The 18,731-nt window shown below is 65.4% G+C and carries 16 protein-coding genes; 5 read left to right on the top strand and 11 right to left on the bottom strand.

Annotated features, from left to right (window positions below; translation table 11 throughout):
- Positions 1-8: 8 nt before the first annotated feature.
- Together FHW12_RS20950 and FHW12_RS20945 are read left to right on the top strand one after the other, a co-directional pair.
- Positions 9-5,459 carry a hypothetical protein gene (locus tag FHW12_RS20950; protein WP_182533022.1) on the top strand — a complete coding sequence of 1,817 codons (5,451 nt, stop codon included), beginning with the start codon at positions 9-11 and terminating at the stop codon, positions 5,457-5,459.
- An 89-nt stretch (positions 5,460-5,548) separates the two neighbouring features.
- Entirely contained in the window at positions 5,549-6,160 is a 612-nt protein-coding gene (locus FHW12_RS20945) for a hypothetical protein (protein WP_182533021.1), read from the top strand.
- Positions 6,161-6,416: 256 nt separating this feature from the next.
- On the opposite strand, the gene FHW12_RS20940 is transcribed toward FHW12_RS20945, so the two are convergent.
- Positions 6,417-8,498 carry an alkaline phosphatase D family protein gene (locus tag FHW12_RS20940; RefSeq protein ID WP_182533020.1) on the bottom strand — a complete coding sequence of 694 codons (2,082 nt, stop codon included), beginning with the start codon at positions 8,496-8,498 and terminating at the stop codon, positions 6,417-6,419.
- A 110-nt stretch (positions 8,499-8,608) separates the two neighbouring features.
- Between FHW12_RS20940 and FHW12_RS20935 the strand changes: the two genes are divergently transcribed.
- Complete coding sequence (locus tag FHW12_RS20935) at positions 8,609-8,863, top strand: hypothetical protein (protein WP_182533019.1); 255 nt, start codon at positions 8,609-8,611, stop codon at positions 8,861-8,863.
- On the opposite strand, the gene FHW12_RS20930 is transcribed toward FHW12_RS20935, so the two are convergent.
- From FHW12_RS20930 to FHW12_RS20920, 3 genes are all read right to left on the bottom strand, one after another.
- Positions 8,860-10,110 carry a hypothetical protein gene (locus FHW12_RS20930; RefSeq protein ID WP_182533018.1) on the bottom strand — a complete coding sequence of 417 codons (1,251 nt, stop codon included), beginning with the start codon at positions 10,108-10,110 and terminating at the stop codon, positions 8,860-8,862. The two genes, FHW12_RS20935 and FHW12_RS20930, sit on opposite strands and share 4 nt — an antisense overlap.
- Positions 10,111-10,161: 51 nt before the next feature.
- The gene (locus tag FHW12_RS20925) at positions 10,162-11,763 is read right to left on the bottom strand and encodes a GDSL-type esterase/lipase family protein (RefSeq protein ID WP_182533017.1); all 1,602 of its coding nucleotides are present in this window, start codon (positions 11,761-11,763) and stop codon (positions 10,162-10,164) included.
- Between the two features lie 465 nt (positions 11,764-12,228).
- Complete coding sequence (locus tag FHW12_RS20920; RefSeq protein WP_182533016.1) at positions 12,229-13,149, bottom strand: M23 family metallopeptidase; 921 nt, start codon at positions 13,147-13,149, stop codon at positions 12,229-12,231.
- Between the two features lie 325 nt (positions 13,150-13,474).
- Between FHW12_RS20920 and FHW12_RS20915 the strand changes: the two genes are divergently transcribed.
- Both FHW12_RS20915 and FHW12_RS20910 read left to right on the top strand, forming a co-directional pair.
- Complete coding sequence (locus FHW12_RS20915; RefSeq protein ID WP_182533015.1) at positions 13,475-14,737, top strand: M12 family metallo-peptidase; 1,263 nt, start codon at positions 13,475-13,477, stop codon at positions 14,735-14,737.
- Positions 14,738-14,867: 130 nt separating this feature from the next.
- Positions 14,868-15,350 carry a hypothetical protein gene (locus FHW12_RS20910; protein ID WP_182533014.1) on the top strand — a complete coding sequence of 161 codons (483 nt, stop codon included), beginning with the start codon at positions 14,868-14,870 and terminating at the stop codon, positions 15,348-15,350.
- Positions 15,351-15,442: 92 nt separating this feature from the next.
- On the opposite strand, the gene FHW12_RS20905 is transcribed toward FHW12_RS20910, so the two are convergent.
- The 7 genes from FHW12_RS20905 to FHW12_RS20875 form a co-directional block, all read right to left on the bottom strand.
- Entirely contained in the window at positions 15,443-15,958 is a 516-nt protein-coding gene (locus FHW12_RS20905) for a hypothetical protein (protein WP_182533013.1), read from the bottom strand.
- A 156-nt stretch (positions 15,959-16,114) separates the two neighbouring features.
- Positions 16,115-16,393, bottom strand: coding sequence for a hypothetical protein (locus FHW12_RS20900; protein WP_182533012.1), 279 nt, complete (start codon positions 16,391-16,393; stop codon positions 16,115-16,117).
- A gap of 17 nt (positions 16,394-16,410) precedes the next feature.
- Complete coding sequence (locus FHW12_RS20895) at positions 16,411-16,782, bottom strand: tetratricopeptide repeat protein (protein ID WP_182533011.1); 372 nt, start codon at positions 16,780-16,782, stop codon at positions 16,411-16,413.
- Positions 16,783-16,872: 90 nt separating this feature from the next.
- Positions 16,873-17,040 (bottom strand): hypothetical protein, encoded by a 168-nt coding sequence (locus FHW12_RS20890; protein ID WP_182533010.1) that lies wholly within the window; start codon positions 17,038-17,040, stop codon positions 16,873-16,875.
- A gap of 45 nt (positions 17,041-17,085) precedes the next feature.
- Positions 17,086-17,388 carry a hypothetical protein gene (locus FHW12_RS20885; RefSeq protein WP_182533009.1) on the bottom strand — a complete coding sequence of 101 codons (303 nt, stop codon included), beginning with the start codon at positions 17,386-17,388 and terminating at the stop codon, positions 17,086-17,088.
- Between the two features lie 52 nt (positions 17,389-17,440).
- Positions 17,441-17,767: a DUF6881 domain-containing protein gene (locus FHW12_RS20880; protein ID WP_182533040.1), complete on the bottom strand. Its 327-nt coding sequence runs from the start codon at positions 17,765-17,767 to the stop codon at positions 17,441-17,443.
- A gap of 332 nt (positions 17,768-18,099) precedes the next feature.
- Complete coding sequence (locus tag FHW12_RS20875; protein WP_182533008.1) at positions 18,100-18,672, bottom strand: DUF1579 family protein; 573 nt, start codon at positions 18,670-18,672, stop codon at positions 18,100-18,102.
- Positions 18,673-18,731: the final 59 nt, after the last annotated feature.

Below are 18,731 nucleotides of genomic sequence, written 5' to 3'. Positions count from 1 at the left end.
AGGGCCCGATGACCGTCTACGTCGCACTCGACTTCGTCATCCTGCCCGCGCGAAAGCAGGACGGCGTACAACACGAAGCGTCCCTGTGGCTCGCGTTGAGACCGCTCATCCTTCTGCCGGCACCGGACAAGGACATATCGAAACACCTTGAGGGATGGAGGCGCTACTGCGCCACGCTCGATGGGAGCAATTCCTTGACCGCCGTCTTCTGGGATTCGGAATGCACGGATGGGCATTGGTCCGACGACCAGCAAGACAGGCCATTCCACGTCAACCTTCCTGACGCATGGAATGTATATGTCCGCGTCAAGCACAAGGACGACCAGCGGACACTCGTCGACGCCAGCGTGCTTCGCTCGCAACGGTTGATGGTCGGCGACTGGGGGGCGTTCGAGGTGCAGAACAATCCAAGACCAGCCGGCACGAAACACGACGAGGCGGCTCAGGCGAAAGGCCAGAAGAAGACGGAATGGTCGGCATCCAAACTCGTGGGCAAGCCACTCGCGGCCGCATACAACGCGACGATCATCAAGGCGCTCGATCCGCCCGATGGCGGTGAGAATGCGAGCGACGCGAACTCGAGGATTCGACGCACCATCGAGCAGACCGATGTGGCCTTGAGCCTGGGCGTGCGCCGCTACGCGAACGCCAAGATGCTGCACGACGTTTCCGATTCGAACCTCATGGTATTGCGGCAAGCCCATGGGATGGTGGAAACCTGCCTTCATTCGCTGCTCGGACTGACCGTATGCCTCGCGAGGGGCGATGCTGCCATCAAGGCGCTCGACGGCGCCGGCCGCATCGAGTTGCGCTTCTCGACGTCCACCGACGCGAACGCGGCATGGGGCTCGCCGGCGTCGGACGATGTCGCGGTCGATCAATGCTTCAAAGGGCAGCTGGATACGACGGACTGCTCCCAGCCCGCACACATCGAAAAGTTGCTCGCCGGCATCCATGCGGTCGCGACCGATCCCGCATCGCTCCCCGCGCTTTGGGACGACGCCGTCTACGATGACGGGAGCGCGGCGGCGGGTCCCCTAAGCCCGATTTCTTTGCGGAAGGCGTTGCTGACTCAGCCGATCGGGTATCAGTTGCAAGTGATGGCGTCACGAGCGCCAGGCGCACCAAAACTGCGCGAGACCTATCTGGGTCTTTCCGACGGCAAGATCCACGCCGAGTACTGGCTTCGAGGCGTGGAGGGCGTTCGCTGGATCGGGCCACGCGCTGCGGCCGAGCACGTGAAGGTCGCCATCACCGCGCATCGTTATCACACGTTCAAGGTGCTTCCGTTCAGGAATTTTTCCGATGCTTCGAAGAAGGATCGATGCTACCGCCTTGCGACGCCCGACGACGGCGTCCTCGACATGCTCGTCGCCGCACTGAAGGCGCCCATCCCACTCGATGCCGTCAAGGAGAAGATCGAATCCGCAGCGCCGGTGGCGGTCGGCGCCTCCGCGCTCCAGAACGCCGCGCCCACGCTGCGGCAGGTATCCGACGCCCGCAATGGCACGATCGAGTTTGGTAGTGGCGCGGACGCGTTCACGCTCATGATCGTCGGAACGACGTCGGGTCCATCGGCGTTTCCGAAAGGACTCTACCTCCGCAGCTTGATGTCCGACGTGCCCGAAAGCGTATTGTTGGTGCTGCCCGCCGAGGCCGACACATTGACGCTGCTCGCGCCCCCCGCCTCCACGGCGCCCGACACCCATCAGGACCAGCAGATCGTTCCCCGGAACCTCGCCGGCCTGACGGCGGCCAGGGACACGCGATTCCTTCTCCGGGTCGTGCCCGAGGATGAAGCGGCGATGAAGGCCGTCAAGGACAACATGTTCCTGTTCTTCAGGAACACCTACGAGTATTCGCTGGCGCAATCACTCGGCGCGAGCTGCTTCAGGGTGCGCATCGACTACCAGTTGGACGACCATGCGTACGCCTGCGCCGCCACCTTGCAGCAGGAAAGAGAACGCGAGGAGCACCTCGGCGATCGGCTTTCGTACGTCGCGTTGAATGTCTACGAGCACCGCGAATCCGAAATTCCTCTTCCTCGCGGTGTACCGAGCGATCCCGTGACGGACGAGGCGTTGCTGTGGCGCAACCCGCATGCCGAGCTGTATCCGTGGCAACGCGGTGCTCCGAGCAACCCCATCTCGGCGAGCGATTCGCCTGCGAATGACGGGGATCGATGCGTGACGGCAGCATCGACCGCTGCTTCGCCGTTCTCGACATGGTATTTCGGTCAGGTGCGCGAGGCCGTGGCGCTCGGCCCGGAGGACATGGATCGCCTGGAGGAAACCACGATGCAGTCGAGCGTCGCGAACTTCTTCCGCGACGTCTACGCTCGCGCCAACGCCGGCCCCCGCGCGATTACCTTTCGTGCAGAGAACACCTTCGGCATCGAACGCGACCTGGTTTTCAGCCGCTCCGGCGCAGATTGCAGTACCTCGTCCGTGGACACAGTCTTTCCTTCCTACGCGGACTGGCCCATCGCGCATCCGGCTGCGAGCGGAACTTTCCTTGAGGCGGACAACAACACGTTCCGACCGGCGCCGCTGCTGTCGGTCACGATCGACGCGGCGAACAAGCTCCAGCTCGTCGTCGACCCTTGGGTGCTGCAGGGGCAGAAGCTGAAGCCAGCGAAGAATGGATCACCGGCGGAGCACGCGTTCTCTGCATTCGTACAGGCGTGGCAGGCGATTGCCGAGCTGGCGAGCGCGAAGGAAGCGGCGTTCACGATTTCAAAGCTACGGTACGACGCGCGCTACTTCGTCGTCGACGAGGTCGGGAACGACCCGTCGCGGAAGTCGGCTTTCATCCGCGAATCCGTGACGTGCATCGCCAAAGGCCTCGTCGATTGGTGCATCCAGATGCTGAAGCACCCGGACGCGGTTTCGAAGCCCCAGACGTTCGAGTTCGAGCGAAGCGACGGATCCGCCCTGCCTTCGTTCGTCGACGCGCACGCCGTCGAAGTGACGCTGAATCTTTCGCGCAGAGCGGAGGCCGCGCCCCTCGATTCGGATTGGATCCCGGTCAGGACCATGGAAGGGAGCGACCGGTTCGCGGCATTGCCACACGACGCGAGCAACGAAGCGAAGCCCGTCACGACGGATGTCGAGGCCTTTCTGGAGTCCCGTCGCTCCTCGGAGTTGCCCGTCAGGCGCCGCCGCGACGACGAGAAATCGGAAGCTCAACGCAAGGAGTTCATCCGCGCACTCGGGATCACCGGTAACGACGAGTTCGCGGGGCGCGCCGCGGAATGGCTCATTCCATCCGGAGTCGCGAAAGCAAATGAGGGGCTGATCGATGTGGTGATTCTGCCGCTCGCGTTTCGCAGTCCGATCGCCTTGGCTCGAAGGCTGGACGGAGGCTCGCTCTGCAAGAACGACTCCGCCTCGCGTGACATGCGATTGGGGCGGATGCCTTACGAGCCGATCCTGAAACTCGTCGAAGGCCTGGACGCGCTCACGACGGGGAATTGCCCGATCGAGGGGCGGCTCATTGAGCACTTCGCCGCAATTCAAGAATGCAGCGAAGGCATCGTCACGCTGGGGAAAGCACTCAGTCGATTGATATGGCCTGTCCATGCGCTACCGGACAAATCCTTCCTGACGGAGGCCCCGACGCGTTTGGCATCACTCCTCGAGCAATGGACCGATTCGGCGCAGTCCACGACGGAACGCCGTTGGATCGAGCGCTGGTGCGAGAACAGGCTGAGTGAGTCGCCTCGATTCTTTCTCGACACGGACATGCTGCTCTATGTCGAGCTCGGCAACGGTTCGAGCAAACAGGGAACAGGGAACACGCTGCCGGCGGACTTCGGTCGATTGACCCTGGACGTCAAATGCGCCGACGGCAGGTCCCGCTCGTTCGTCGTGTCGGCGGGTGACCTTCACAATCTGACGGGACAAACCGATGGCCCCGTCTCGGCCCTGATTCCGATTTCGGCCAAGGATGTCGGCGACTCGTTCACGCTCAAGGGCGTCAAGATCGAGCGCATTGAATGCACCATCAATCGGTTTGCGGCGATCGCCACGCACAAACCTCCGACATGCAGCCAAGAAGCGCCTCATTCGATCAGCGCGCCGGTATCGAAATCCGGCGTGCTGGTCGACGGAAGCGAATCCAAGTTCCGTATGCCGGCGCGCAAGCCGGCCGGCGATGCCAAGGTGGTGTTGGGCAATACCAGCGACCCCGCTTCTGGCGGTGGCCCGGCCGCGTTCAACACGAAGTACGACAAGGTAGGGCGCTATGCCCACCATGCCGACACGACGGCAATAGACCTCTTGGCCAGTAAGAAGACCGCAGGGCCGGCAACGCTGACGCGATTCGGTAGTGACGGCATGCAATCGCCGCATGCTGTGCGTGTCGATCAGTACATATCCCGATATCTCGTCGAGTGGGAGGGCGACCTGCACTCGGGCATCCGGAGCGACGATATCGTGCTCGAATTGCAGGATCGGCCCGCATCCGTGCTGTTGGACGATTCGCACGCCCGCCACGACACCGAAGAATCCATCGTCAATCGCCTGCTGAAGATGAAGGACCCGTCGACGACACCAGGGCTCGCAGGCTTGATCCTCGACGGTGTCATGAACTGCTCCGTCGAAGCCGGCAAGTCCGGCCTGCCCGCGCTCGCGGAAGGTCCATTGAATGCGTGCGCGTTGGCGACGTCCGACCTGCCCGATGAAGAGTCGCGGATGCGAGTGGTCCTGGCCCACGAAAGGACAGTGTGGCATCCCGCCAATGCCGGTGATTTCAAGGTCTACTACGACCCCAGCCGCATCGTCGGGCTCATCTGCTACGAAAGACCTGGCGCGAACCTTAGCGACGCTCCGACGTTCTATCTCGCAGTCGATGTCCTGTCGAGCCGATGGCAGGACGTTGTCCTCGCCGCGCAGGTTCAGCGCAACTCCGACCATGCCGGCGGAAGCAGCGCATGGCCCTTCTCTCGGGAGTTCTTCACGACCAGTCAGGTGTGCAGCGCACCCTTCGTCGCACCGCCGAGCCCTGAAATCGGGCCGCCCCAACGGCAAACCGTCCCCGCGATCGCTGACAGCCGCTTGGACTCGTTGCTGAAGGCACTCGCCCCCGTCACCAATGGCGAGGGCGCGGAACCGGCACCCCATCTGAGTGCACTGGAGCCCGCATTGTGGGGCGGCGGCAGCGGATGGGTGAGGATGACCTTCTACCATCGCCAATATCTAAGTGCGCTCCAGATCGCGGATGACGGAACCTGGGCGCGGCAAACCACGTTGACCGAATCGAGTCATGTTCCGCTCGCGACGTGCATCGTCGCCCTTCCTGCTCCGATGGCAACCGCCCTCCAGCCCCTGCAGGCCCTGTTGGCCGAGAAGCAGATCCGAAACTTCGCGGTCGACGTCGACTGGCGCACGCACGACGAGCGCAGCCGAATGCGCTGGAGCAAATGGGCATTCGACGCGCCATCCGGCGGGCACACGTGACCGACACCACCCTTGCATCCATGCCGCGCGCAGCACCCCTTTGCTTATCCCGTCGATGACACATCGACGCCGACGACGTAGGAGGAGCCATGCATCGATTGATTACGTTCGCCCTTGTCGCAGTCATGCCGGTGATGACGCATGCCGCCACCATTCAGGGCGAGGCAGCGGCCAACCTTCCCGCTCCGGTGAAGGCGGTCCTCAGCGCGGTCGCCGAGCGCGCCAACGTTCCAAGTCTCGCGGTCACTTCCGCGGACCGCACGCCGGAACAACACGCGCGCATCATGGTGGTGGACAAGATGCATTGTGGTGACGGGAAATGCCCGGGGGCGCAAAAGGTCCTCGACGACTACTGCCCGGAACACGATCGAGCGGTGAACACACTGCTGGCCGACAAGAGCTGGAAGACGGCCGATCAGGCGATTGCGGTCCTCGCAACCGCACTGGTGCATGAATTGCCGGCAAACCGCACCTGCGTCATGCATGTCGTCGTCCCAGGGCAAGTCACCGACTGGAAAGCCGTCGATGTGGCCCCGTCCTCGATTCCGGACGGACAGAAATGCAAGTTCCTCGAGGAAGCCACCAAGGAACCCATGATTGCGAAAGCGCGCGTCTTCGTCCCTCCCACGTCGACGTGCGCGGCTGGTGTCGTCAAGCAATCGGAAACCGCATTCCATATCGAGATCAAGCAGAAGCATTGAAGCACCCGAAGGATGGGTGACGCTCGGGTTGCCGAAGCGGCCATCTTGCGAGCGAGCACTCGAGATCGAGGCGAGGGCATGACTCTTCGATTTGCCCGGCCCCAATCCGGGTTCAGTCCACGTTGGACTTGTTCGCATTCGGCTTCAGTTCGACGATTGGGCACTCCCGCACGCAAGCGCCTGCGCGAGTGCCCGACTTCTCGACGGGCGACGGCAGACCTGTGGCATCCACGGAAGGCTGCGCAGCGATCGACGCCTACACCGACAGCCCCGCATCGCCCTCCACGACCACCTGCCGCATCTGCGGCCTATCGCCCGCTTTCCACAACGCCACTTCGTGCCGCACGCGATAACGCAGCGGCCCGCCGTCCGCGCGCGTGCTGCGTTCGATCGGCCGCGGGATGCAGACGAACTCCGTGACCATCGTGCGGGCGTCGACGCGCACGGTGGCGTAGCCGTGGCCGCCCATGTCGACGAAGGACAGGTGCGGGGCGAGATCGGGATTGCGCAGCGCGTGCGCCTTCTTGAGGTCGCCGCTGCTCGCGTACTCCAGCGCGGAGCGCACGCCGTGGTGCATGAGCAGGTTGACGGTCGCCTGCGGCGGTCCGCCGCCGGGATTGGCGACGTAGAGCGGGCGCAGCGGGTTGTCCGCTTTGAGGTTGTGCTCGTTGGCTTCCGCCATGCCGGGCGAGCAGAGCGAGCCGCCGACGAAGGTGACGCCGACGGGCTCGAACGCGGCGGGTGGCAACGCCTTCGCCGCGTAGCCCGCCCAGAAGCTGTGGCGATCGCCGGCGACGATCGCGAAGCCGGTGATGCCGGCGTCGCGCACGGCGTCGAAGATCTCGGCGCGCTCGCGGTACGTGCTGCCCCAGTCGCCGGTCGCCATGAGGCCATAACCGGCGCCGCTCCACGTCCCGAGCGCAGGCGGGAGATGCTGCGGATCCACGCGCCAGTCCGGCGTGCCGAGCGAATTGCCCCAGATCTTCCAGGTCGCCTTCGCACCGCGCAGGCGCTCGAGGAACCACGCCTTCTGCTTCGCGCCGAGCACCGTCTGCGGCGCTTCGCCGGCGCGGTAGTTCGCCACGCTCTTGTCGCCGAACGACAGCGTCGCCGGTGGATGGCCGTCGGCGTAGTCGCGACCGGCGTCGAGCTGCGCCCACAGTTCCTCGGGCACGAAGCCGAGCACGTCGTCCGCGAACAGCGGATTGATCTCGTCGTGGCTGCCGGGGTCGCGCGAACGGAAACTGTGCTGGTCGGTGATGAGGAGGTCGATGTGCCGGCCCCAGCGCAACGCGCGATACGCGATGAGGCTGTCGATCGCGGCGCGGTTGTTGGGTTCGGTGCCGAGGCCGTCGTCGTCGAACTCCTTGACCAGCGTGTCGACCACGTGCGGCGCCGTGAACACGTCCAGGGTGGAGCCCGGCGGCAGCACGCGCGCGGGCTGGTATTCGAACCAGGCCTGGTTCGCCGCGACTTTCAGCGTCTGCGCGGGCACCCAGCCTTCGGTGCCGGGGAATTCCTGGATCGACTGCCAGCCCTGCCAGGAGAATTCGTGGTTGTCCCACATCGCGACGAACGGCCAGCGCGCACGCGCGTCCTGCAACTGCGGGTCTTGCAGGTAGGCGTGGTAGAGGGCGCGATAGTCGTCGAGCGAATCGGGCGCCCAGAAGCGGTTCTTGGCGACGATCTTGCCCTTCGGGAACTTGACCGGGAACGTGATGCGGCGATCGTAGCGATGGCCGTCCTTGACCTGGTCCGGGTACTGCACGACTTCGTAGATGAAATCGCCCAGGTGCAGCACGAAACCGATGCGCTCCTCGGGTGCGGCGCGCTCGTCTTCGTAGATCATGCGCCGATAGGCATTCAGATAGCCTTCGCAGATGTCCTGGCAACTGACGAAGGCGAAGCGCGACGGGCGCGGATCGTCGGGCGCCGGCGCCGTCAGCGTGCGGCCGATGCGACTGCCGTTGCCCTCCTCGTCCACGAAGCGGTACCAGTATTCGCGCGCCGCCTGCAGGTGGCCGACGAGCACGCGGCAGGTCCAGTCGGAGCCGGCCTGCACGCGCGCCGTCGTCTTCGCGACCACGCGCGTGAACGCGGGATCGTCCGCGACTTCCACGTGCAAGGTGGCGTTGTCGCGGCCGTCCGCATACGGGCGACGCGTCCAGAGCAGCACGCTGGTGTCGTCGGGATCGCCCGACGCGACGCCTTGCGGATACAGGTCGCGACGCTCGCGCCAGCCGCTCGATGACGGGCGCACCGGCGTGCAGCCCCAGGCGAGCGACGCGCCGAGCGCGACGGAGAGCTTCAGGAATTCCCGGCGGCCCACGGACGGCATGACGTCCATCCCCTGCAGCGGATCGCGATGATCGATGCGCCGGAAACTAGACCCGATCCGCGGGTTGCGGAGCGTGCCGAAAGTACCAGCGGCGCCCAGGCGTGCGTGCGATGGGCATGGAAGGAATCGGGCTTCTTTTCGAAGAGCACGTTGCACCATCCAGCACGGCTCGAATCACGCTCGATGTGAACTCGAGTCGCGCACAGGGTGTGCTCCTGCACGCGTGCGGTGCGCTGCGCGTCGGTGGCGCGCAGGACGTGTACCGGCCGCGCGTGGGCGCGTCCGGCCTGGCGAGCCTGGAAGCCTTCGAGGTCGCTCGAAGGCTTCCCGGCGGGATGCGCTGCGTGCGAAGCGTCGTCGGCTAGCGGCCGACGCGGTCATCGAGCGTGGCGCTTTCGCGCTCGAAGCAGCCCGGCGATTCGAGGCAGCGCTGTTCGAGCGCGTTCGCGATCGCGCCGGTGCCGGGGCCGAGGCGCATCGCGCCGCCGTCGCGGACCTCGTCGTCGCCGGCGGCGAGCGCGCCGGTCGCGGTGATCATCTTCATCTGGTGCACGTCGACCCAGATGCCGCCGTCCTTGCCGGTGGCTTCGTTCGCCCAGATCACGCCGGTGATCGGGATGTTTGCGGTGGTCGGGAACGGCTCGTCGAAGTGGCTGCTCATGCAGCGGAACAGGCGTGTCGCGTCGATGCGGTAGTTGATTTCCTGGCCGACGGTGGTCAGCCGCGGGATGCTGTAGCCGCAATGGGACACGACGTCCTCGACGTCGATGTAGACGATGTCGGCGCCCGGGTAGTAGACCGATTCCTGGATGTTCCAGTTCCAGTGGTTGTGCCCGACGGTGGTGGCGGAGCTGTTCTTGAAGTGATCGTGCGCGAGCATGAGCGCGATCATGCGCGGCTTGGTGCCCCATTTGGTGACGATCCACAGGTACGAGGCGATGCTCGAGTCCTGCGTGGGATAGCGGCGCACCGGCGGGGTGAAGCCCCACAGGCGTTCACCGAACGAAACCACCGACAGCGCCGAACCGCTGCTCGGATTGAGCACGCCGATGGTCGGGTTGGTGCCGTGACCGGCGAACGCGCCCAGCGACAGGAACGGTGTCGCACCGGGGGCCGGATTGTCGAAGCCGGACGAGACGTTCAGCACGAGGTGCGCGCGCCACAGCGTGTCGCCCGGGAAGTTGTCGTTGCCGTAGAGCGTGCTGAAACCCATGATGCCCGAACCCGGCGCGGCGCGCGGCAACGATGCGTCGGGCGGCCCCGGGTTGAGCGTGCTGCTCGCATCCTCGTTGTTGAGGCCGAGCACCCAGTACAGGCAGTTCGCGCCGGCGACATCGCACGACGCGGGCCAGTTCTGGCGCCAGTAGTTGGACTGGCTGTAGACGTTCGGCCCGGTCGCGCACGGCCCCACGTACGGCGGCGAACCGCTCGGCGGGTACAGGCACGCGCCGCGCGTGAGCGGATTGGCGGCGGTGCCTTCGTTGGACAGGTTGTAGTCGGTGCGCACGCGTGGCGGGCCGGCACTGAAGCCCTGGTCCGGGAAGCCGGTCGCGCCGGCGCAGGAGGCGGCGAGCGCGAGGGCGTACGACGCGAGCGTGATGAAACCTTTCATGGGGTCGACTCCTGTAGGCGAGGCGCGGGCCATGCCCGCGCCTCGCGGTCGTCACGGATGCTTGTAGCTGGCCACGCTCGCGAGCGTGCCCGAGTCGAGCAGTGCGCCGGTCGCGGCGTCGAAATTCCAGTAGCGACCGTAGGCGGTGATGCTCTCGATGTACTGCGCGATGCCGGGCAGCTGCACGTAGGTGCGCGTGTCGAACGTGCAGTACGTCTGCGACGCGGGCTTGAGATTGCAGATCGGCACGTAGCGCGACACGCCGGTGAGCAGGCCCGAGCCGATGTAGGCACCGGTCGACTGGTTGAAATCGAAGTAGCGACCGTACGCCGTGATCGTCTCGACCGAGCCGGAGCGGATCGCTCGCGTGTCGAACACGCAGGTGTTGGGCGCGGCGTAGGTGCAGATGTAGGTGTTGTAGCGCGTGACGCTGCGCAGCGCGCTGCTGCTCTGCAGGGCGCCCGCGGAGGTGTAGTTGTAGATCCAGTTGAACGCGGTGATGCTTTCCTGCGGACCGCTCGGGCCGTCGATGAACAGGCGCGTGTCGAACGTGCAGACCGGGTGCGTGTCGCAGATGGACTGGTAGCGCGGGATGTCCGGGGTATTGAGCGTGCCGCTCTCGTGGTACGTGGCGCTGACGCCGTTCAGCCAGTAGCGGCCGTACGCGGTGATGCTCTCCATGAGGATGCCGCCGATCGTCACGAACGTGCGCGTGTCGAACTGGCATTCGGGCGTGAGCAGCGACGACTTCCAGATCTCGGCCATGCGCTCGTAGCCGGCATTGTTCGGATGCAGGCCGGCACCGCTGCCGTTGTTCATCTCCGAAGCCTTCAGCACGCTCATGTCGGGCAGGTTGCGCGCCGTGCAGGGATAGTTGAAGTTGGAGCGGTCGGCGACCTGTTGCGCGAGGGCCTTGCGGCGCGTCTCGAACGCGGTGTCGCGCACGTAGTTGGCGCCGCTGGCGACGTAGTGGGCGGGCACGGACGCGATGAGCAGGCGTCGCGCGCTGCCGATCGTCGTCTTGGTCGCCATGATGTTGTCGGCGATGGTGGTCACGGCCGTGGCGCCGAGCAGGTCGTTGGTGCCGATCTCGAGCAACACCGTGTCGGGGTTCTGCGCGGTCATGTAGCCGCCCACGCAATAATTGATGTGGCGCGTTTCCCACGCGCCGTGGCCTTCGTGCGCACGATCGGCCAGGGCGAGCGTGCTGCCGCTCTTCACGTGGCCCTTCATCGTGACCGTGGTGCCGGCGCTGCGCAGCTTGCCGAGCAACGGCCCGCGGAAGCCTCCCTTGTCGTTGCCGGGATTGAAGTTCTCCACCATCGATTGCGCGAAGGTGGTGCAGAAGTCCGGGTAGGCGGTGTAGTTGCCGAGCTCCGTCGCATAGGCCGGGTTGGTGCCGTAGGGATTGACGCAGTCGGCGGTCGCTCCGGTGGTGCCGCCGTTGGCGCACAGGCCTTCGGCGAGCGAGTCGCCGAGCGCCATCAGGTTCATCGCGTGGACGGGTCCCGCGCCCGCCAGCGACATCGCCGCGAAGGCACACAGGGCGGCGACGCAATGGCCGAGACGAGCGGTGCGGCGCGCGCGCGCTTCGGCGGCACGGGGAGCGCGCGAGCTGCCCGCGCGATACGGGGAAATGGATGGGAATGTCATGGACCTCTCCTCGGTGATACGCAGGGTGGTTGGAACCGCGGCGCGAGTTCGCCCGAGCGGCGACCGCACCCGCAGTGCCCGCTCGTCCAGCAACGCGCGGGTTCGCGTGAAACGGGGCCACGCGGCCGGCGCGCCTTCCGGAAGCGACGGTATCCGCCCGGAGGTGGGGAGCGATCCGACACTCGCCCGATGCGGCGAAAGCAATGCTCGATCCGGGTGGATTCCTACACATTTGCCCGCCGCTGGAGCCGGAACCGTGCGCTGCGTCGCCCCTTTGGGGCGTACCGCAAGCTGTTCACGCGTCGGAGACGATGAACCTCGGGGCGATGCGCCGGAGGCGATCGCGCGAACACGGCGATCCGCGAGATGGCGACCCTGCGCGGGGCGTGGTTTCCAACGGGTGTGACGTTCCGGCCTGATCGCCCCAGTGACGGAGTCGAACCGGGGTTACGACGACGGTACCGCTCAACCCTCGTCGTCGACGTCGTCCTTCTCGGGCGGCTCGCGCGATTGCGCCTTGTCGATCTTGCGCTGCGCTTGCGCCGGCGTGTCGGCGACGGACGGCAGCGCGTTCGGCGAAGCGAGCAGGAGCGCGGGGTCGATGCGCTTGCCGAGCCAGCGCAAGCCCAGGTGCAGGTGCGGTCCGGTCGCGCGACCGGTCGCACCGATCTTGCCGAGCGGCTGGCCGCGCTTGACGACGTCGCCCTCCTTCACCGCGATCGACGCGAGATGGAAGTTCATGCTGACCAGGCCGTCGCCGTGGTCGACGAACACGGAGTTGCCGGAGAAGAACTGGTCCGCGGCGAGCACGACCTTGCCGTCGGCGACGGCTTTCACGGTATTGCCTTCGGGCACGGGATAGTCGCGGCCGCTGTGCAGGCTGCGGTGTTCGGCGTCGAACGTGCGCAGGCTGCCGAAGTCGTCCTCGCTCTTGGGCAGGCTCGCGGTCGGCGCGGCGAGCGGCAGCGAGAACGACGGCGCATCGAGCGTGCCGCCGAGGATCTTCGCGACGGCGGCGCGGTCGCCCTTGGCACGCGCGAGGTCGTCGTTGCTGATGTGCAGGAAGCGATCGAGCGTATCGGGCAAGGTCATCTGCACGTCCGGGAAGTCGCTCTTCTCGACGCGCAGCGTGCCGTCGTGCTTCTTGCCGTCCTGGTCCCACAACGCGATCGCGTGCGCGCCGGGCTTGGCGCGGATGTCGACCGGGTAGTAGCAGGCGGCATCGACCGCTGCGTAGCGCTTGCCGTAGATCGCGCAATCCTTCGCGGCCATGCCGGTCCAGCGACCGACGCCCCCCTGCTGCACGGTGACGACGTTGGCGCCGATGGCGGACGACGCCATCAACGACGCCGCGATGGCGGCGGACACGACGGAACGAGTGCGCATGGCGATTCCCCGGCGATCGACGTGGAGAGCAACGTAGGCTGCACACGCTCAATGTGAGCGGAACGAGGAGGCGCGCGCGGCGATTCGTTCACGTGCGGCTCATGGATCGCCGAAGGCGGCGCGACATCGGCATGGTCGCCGGGCGCCCGCTGAACTTTCCCTCATTTTCCAAAACCGTGCACTGCGTCGCTCCTTTCGCGACCGCACGCGCCGAAGATCGGGCGTTGGGGATGCGGGTCCGCTCGTGGGTACCGAAACCGCCGAGCGCCGCCGATCGAGGGCGGATCCGCTGGTTGCGTCGGCACTACCTGAGGGAGCCACACCGATGAAGCATTCCACGCAACTCGCACGCTGTCTGGCCGGCGCACTCGTCGCCGCGCCGTTCGGTTCCGCCTTCGCGGCTTCGGCGCTGTTCTCGCCTGCGCCGCTCGTGATGAAGGCGCCGGAGACGGATTCCGCATTCCAGGCGCTGTCGGCCCAGCCGTCGACGCATGCGATGCAGCTGGTCGTCGCCGACACGGCGCTGCTCGACGAGCGCACCGACGCCGTGCTGCTCAACCTCGACTTCGGCGGCGCGCTGGACGTGCCGCTGCAGCGCGTGTCGTCGTACCGCAGCGAGGACGGTTCGCTCGTCTGGCACGGCACGGTCGCGAACCTTGCGACCTCGCGCGCGGCGTTCGGCCCGAACGAAGTCGCGACCGATCCGATGAACGATGCGACGCTGGTCGTGCACGACGGCAAGCTCACCGGCAACGTGCGCATCCTCGGCCAGCTGTACGCGATCCGCCCGCTGCACGACGGACGCACGGCGATCGTCGAGGTGGACCAGTCGGCGATGCCGCCGGATCATCCGCCGGCCGCGTACCGCAAGCTGTTCGACGCGTCCAAGGCGATGGACCTCGAGGCGATGGCGCCGGACGCGGTCACCGCGAACACGGTGATCCGCGTGATGGTGAACTACACGCAGGGCGTGGCGTCGCAGGTGGGTGACGTGGCGGGCTTGATCAATCTCGCCGTGGCCGAGTCGAACCAGGGCTACGCGAACAGCGGCGTGGCGATCACGATGCAGCTGGCGACGACGTCGCAGGTGAGCTACAGCGAAACCGGCAACTTCGACACCGACCTCGCGCGCTACCGCGGCACGTCCGACGGCTACATGGACAGCATCCACGGCTTGCGCAACAGCTCGGCCGCGGACGTCGGCGTGCTGCTGGTGACGAACACCGCGTACTGCGGCCTCGCGTCGGCGATCAAGGCGACCGCGACGACCGCGTTCGCCGAGGTGTACTGGGACTGCGCGACCGGCTACTACTCGTTCGCGCACGAGATCGGCCACCTGCAGGCCGCGCGCCACGACCCGACCAACGACCCGACCAACACGCCGTACAAGTACGGCCACGGCTACCAGTACGCCGCCGGCGGCTGGCGCACGATCATGGCCTACGACTGCACGAGCGGCTGCACGCGCCTCAACTACTGGTCGAACCCGGGCATCACCTACGGCGGCCACGCGATGGGCACGACCACGCGCAGCGACAACCACCGCGTGCTCAACAACACGGCGGCGACGGTGGCGGCGTTCCGTTGATGTGAGAGAGAGAGGGGCACCCGGGCAGGGAGGCCCGGGTGTTTCTTCACGCACACGGGAAGCGGTTCGCATCCGAGTGCATCGTCCGGGGAGTAGGATGCGGGTCCATCGACCGACCCGGATGATGCCCATGAGAACGTTCCTCAAAGCAGGCTTCGCCGCCGCATGGCTCGGCCTCGCCTCCGTCGCGCTCGCGTCGCCGACGATCGAACTCAAGGACGGCAGCCGGATCCAGGGCGACATCCAGGGCATCAAGGACGGCGTGTACACCGTGATGTCACCCAGCCTGGGCGCCGTGCAGGTCACGCAGGAGAACATCGCGCGGATCGTGTACGACGGCAGCAGCGCGAATCGCAGCGATGCGCCGGCGCGCGATGGCGGAATGGGCCAGGAAATCCAGCAGGTCCAGCAGCGCCTTGCCCAGGATCCCGAGACGATGAAGGCGATCATGAGCCTGCAGAACGATCCGCAGATCCAGGCCATCCTGAACGATCCGGCGATCATGCAGGCGATCGAGAAAGGCGACTACACGAGCCTGCTCGACAACGACAAGATCAAGGCGCTGGAAAGCAATCCGCAGGTGAATCAGGTGTTGCAGCAGCAAGCGCATTGAGCGCGGCACGGCGGCGGATCCGGCCGACGCGACCCGGCTCTATCCGCCTTCAAACTCCGGCCTCAATCAGCGAGCGGCGATCTCATCGCCCTCTACGCGATGAAGGTCAAACCCTTCAGCAGCGTGTAGCCGTCCGGATCCCGGAAGACCTCGCCCTGCTCGATATCCTCGGAATGAAGGCCAATGTACCGGATCGAGCGCGTCGCGAATGATGGATTGGCCCTCATGAATCGGCAGAGTTGCTCGTCCAACGCCGCTTGATGCTCGTATAGAAACGCTGCCCGAGCCTTTCGGAGGTCCACCATTCGGTCTTGCTTGATGTCGACGAAGACCGCCCGCTCGCAGAGCCGGATGAACAACCCGTGGGACGGCGCCTCATCGACCACATAGTCGCCGAGTACACCGTAGGTTGATGGCGTCTCCTCCATGGATTCGCCTTTCGAGAGCATGCGCTTGTGGATGCCGAGTACATCGACAGCGAAGAAGAAGATGGCCAATAGCAGAAGCGGCGCCCACAGGAACGTCTTGGTCCACACAAGCGCGAGCACCGCTAGCACCAGTAGGCTGGCGCTCCTCGGCACCGCGCGCCAAAGCGGCTTCAATTGCATCAGCACTCCTGATTGAAGTTCGGTCGAGCCTCGTCGACGGCGAACGCAGCCTGCTGACGTGCTGTCGGCGTGTCGAATAGATGAGCCGCTCGCCGCTTCCGAGCGCCAGTCGAATCGAACGCAGCGCGGCAGACCTGACCGCGACCGAACCCGACGCTACTCCGCGTCATTTGATGCTTCGTCCCTTCTGGCAGCGCGGACGACACGAACGATTTCGACGAATCCCATGTGCAGCCCCATGAGGAAGAATGGCGTGAAGGCAACCAAGAAAATCGAATGCAATTGGCTATCGCTTAGATGAGGCTTAGCGAAGATAGCGACCTGCTTTACTGAGAAAGCACATACGCATCCGACCATCGCGCCGACGGTCAAGGAGCTAGCGACGACGAGGGTAACGTACTTCCACAAAGCGCTGCTCATTCCGTTGGTCGTCATTCCGTGTCTCCGCAGGCCTACACGCCGATCTGCTCGATCGCATCCTCACTGCCCATTCGCGCGGCTCGTTCGAGCCAGAACCGATGCATGCGGACGTTTCCCCTGCCGCGATAACGGATCGTGAGATTCCAGGCGGCCTCAGGCGATCCGCGTTCTGCGGCCTTCCGATACCAGAACCTGGCTCCATCGAAGTCCGGCGCGGCGCTCCGGGTTCCCGCAGCGAGGATGTTTCCCAGGTTCACCTGCGCCTCGACGCTTCCCAACCTTGCAGCCTTCAGGAACAGGCGTGCCGCCCTGGCGATGTGCCCGTCCTCATACGCATGGCAGCCCGCCTCCAATGTCGCCCTGGCGACGTCCTTCTGGTTCGATAGCTGCTTGCTCGCGTTCATGGCCGAGGACGGAGGCGGTTGAGAAGGGACGGAGAGTGGAGCGCCGAGGAAGGACGGAGGGTGAGCAGTCGCGGTGAGGTGAGGCGCGATTCAACCATTCCCCTTCTTGTCGCATTGTCGCTTGATGCTGGCCTCATCTACCGACCATCCGCCCAGGTCGACGACGTCGCTCGGCACGCCGAACCCAGGCGGATAGCTGTACTCCCAAGTCAAATCAGCGGTGCGGCCGGCAAACACACCGCCGATGTCACCGAACATCTCCGAGAATCTCACGTATCGCGTGACCTTTTCCTTTGCATCCACCTAGACCTTTGCTCGACCCGGCCGGATGCCACGGCTCTTCCTGCTTGCAGCTCCCGCGGACAAGGTGTCTTCCGAGCCTTTGAAATCGAGCCGCAAGTTCATCCCTTTGCCGGCGTAGTTCCACGGCGCAAAGGAATCGGGAATAGCGACACGGTGATCCGTCAGATTCGCGATTGCAAACTCGACGGCCGGATGACCCTCGAAGCACGCAAGGTACACGGAAACGTCGAGCTGACGGCCTTCGGAGGCCATCAGGCCGGCGTCAAGCAGCTTTGCGAACACCATCAGAGATATGCTGGTCATTTGCTGGGCTTCTCGTTCATAGGGGAAGACTCGGGCAAGGGCGAGCCGGAGACTACGGCTCCCGATCGTCCGGCCCTGGCTCACCTACGCTCGATAGCTGGAGCGTATCCAAGGCAATCCGCCACATCTTCTCGAATTCATCAGCAGTGATTTCGACGGGATCGAACGCCGGATCTTCCGCGACTTCGGCCGGCGGGGGAAAGGGCACGAGCCCCAATCCCGTCGAAGGCGTTTCCGCCCGTTTGCTCGCATAGCCGAACGAGCCGTCCGGAAAGACTTCAACCTTGCGAACTTCCCGTCGATGCTCGTCGAGCTCGGAATAGATCGTCACGGGCTCGGTGGGGAATGAATGGCGCCATTCCACTCTGACGTATGTCATCGACGGCACATGCGGCATCGGCGCCTCACCAGGGCTGCAAAGCCCTCGCTCGTAGCGTTGATCAATGTACTCGTGTAGACAGCCCGTCGTGCTGACGGTTCATATGAGCCCCACTTCGGCATGACATTGGCACGTGGCATGGTTGCGCGCGCTGCGCGCGTGAGTCGGCACTCGCGGTCGAGTATAGCCAGCCTCGCCGTCAGTGCGGTACGTGACGCGAACGGCCACGAAGCATGCGCCCGCGGCCGTGGCCGATGATCAAGCCTGTCGAGCGCGACGGTGTTACGTCGCACTCCGACGTTTCGCTCGACGAGCCCACCGCGCAGCGCATTTCAATGCCCCGCGTCTGCATCCTTGACGCGCGTCAGCTCCGCCTTGAACGCGGTCGCCCACGTATGGCCGCCATCCTGCGAATAGGCTATCTCGAAGCGATGCGCGTCGGCGGTGATGTCGGACCAGACGCCGCGCACTAGCACGGTGCGACCCTTGTGGACCGTCGTGCCGAACAGTTCGCCGCGGCCGTCCTTGAAGCTGCCGATGGTCGGTGCCTCCACGGTGCCGCCGTCGCTGTCGATGTAGGTCTGGCTCCACTGCCCGCTCTTGGCGTTGTAGACGAACAGGGTCGCGCCTTCCCAGTGTCCTTGCGGGCCGTCCGCTTCGATTTCCTCGAGCCATGCGCGACCGTTCCAGATCGGCCGCGCGGTCTTCGTGCCGTCGAACGTCACGGTGTGCGTGCCGCCGTCGAACGGGTCGAGCACTTGCGTCGCGTGCGTGTGCCAGACGCCGCGGGCGAAGTCGAAATCGTGCGCGCCGTCGCGTGGCGTCGCGGCCGTCGCGATCGAGGACGCCCCTGCCACGACACCTGCCATCGCCACGCCACGCAACCATTGCCTGAACATCGTCATACCCTCCACGTTGCCGGAACCATGGCGGGACTCTAGGCAACGCGGCACGCCGCAACGGG

Source organism: Dokdonella fugitiva (assembly GCF_014138265.1).
GTDB lineage: Bacteria > Pseudomonadota > Gammaproteobacteria > Xanthomonadales > Rhodanobacteraceae > Dokdonella_A > Dokdonella_A fugitiva_A.
Note: the sequence above shows the minus strand (reverse complement) of the source record. Positions and strands in the feature narration are given on the sequence as shown.

Coding starts and splice junctions, on each gene's coding strand:
- FHW12_RS20880 (WP_182533040.1), bottom strand. CDS start 17,767: ATGACATACGTCAGAGTGGAATGGCGCCATTCATTCCCCACCGAGCCC.
- FHW12_RS20905 (WP_182533013.1), bottom strand. CDS start 15,958: ATGCAATTGAAGCCGCTTTGGCGCGCGGTGCCGAGGAGCGCCAGCCTA.
- FHW12_RS20890 (WP_182533010.1), bottom strand. CDS start 17,040: ATGTTCGGTGACATCGGCGGTGTGTTTGCCGGCCGCACCGCTGATTTG.
- FHW12_RS20925 (WP_182533017.1), bottom strand. CDS start 11,763: ATGACATTCCCATCCATTTCCCCGTATCGCGCGGGCAGCTCGCGCGCT.
- FHW12_RS20930 (WP_182533018.1), bottom strand. CDS start 10,110: ATGAAAGGTTTCATCACGCTCGCGTCGTACGCCCTCGCGCTCGCCGCC.
- FHW12_RS20935 (WP_182533019.1), top strand. CDS start 8,609: ATGGGCATGGAAGGAATCGGGCTTCTTTTCGAAGAGCACGTTGCACCA.
- FHW12_RS20945 (WP_182533021.1), top strand. CDS start 5,549: ATGCATCGATTGATTACGTTCGCCCTTGTCGCAGTCATGCCGGTGATG.
- FHW12_RS20920 (WP_182533016.1), bottom strand. CDS start 13,149: ATGCGCACTCGTTCCGTCGTGTCCGCCGCCATCGCGGCGTCGTTGATG.
- FHW12_RS20910 (WP_182533014.1), top strand. CDS start 14,868: ATGAGAACGTTCCTCAAAGCAGGCTTCGCCGCCGCATGGCTCGGCCTC.
- FHW12_RS20940 (WP_182533020.1), bottom strand. CDS start 8,498: ATGCCGTCCGTGGGCCGCCGGGAATTCCTGAAGCTCTCCGTCGCGCTC.
- FHW12_RS20895 (WP_182533011.1), bottom strand. CDS start 16,782: ATGAACGCGAGCAAGCAGCTATCGAACCAGAAGGACGTCGCCAGGGCG.
- FHW12_RS20950 (WP_182533022.1), top strand. CDS start 9: ATGACCGTCTACGTCGCACTCGACTTCGTCATCCTGCCCGCGCGAAAG.
- FHW12_RS20900 (WP_182533012.1), bottom strand. CDS start 16,393: ATGACGACCAACGGAATGAGCAGCGCTTTGTGGAAGTACGTTACCCTC.
- FHW12_RS20915 (WP_182533015.1), top strand. CDS start 13,475: ATGAAGCATTCCACGCAACTCGCACGCTGTCTGGCCGGCGCACTCGTC.
- FHW12_RS20875 (WP_182533008.1), bottom strand. CDS start 18,672: ATGACGATGTTCAGGCAATGGTTGCGTGGCGTGGCGATGGCAGGTGTC.
- FHW12_RS20885 (WP_182533009.1), bottom strand. CDS start 17,388: ATGACCAGCATATCTCTGATGGTGTTCGCAAAGCTGCTTGACGCCGGC.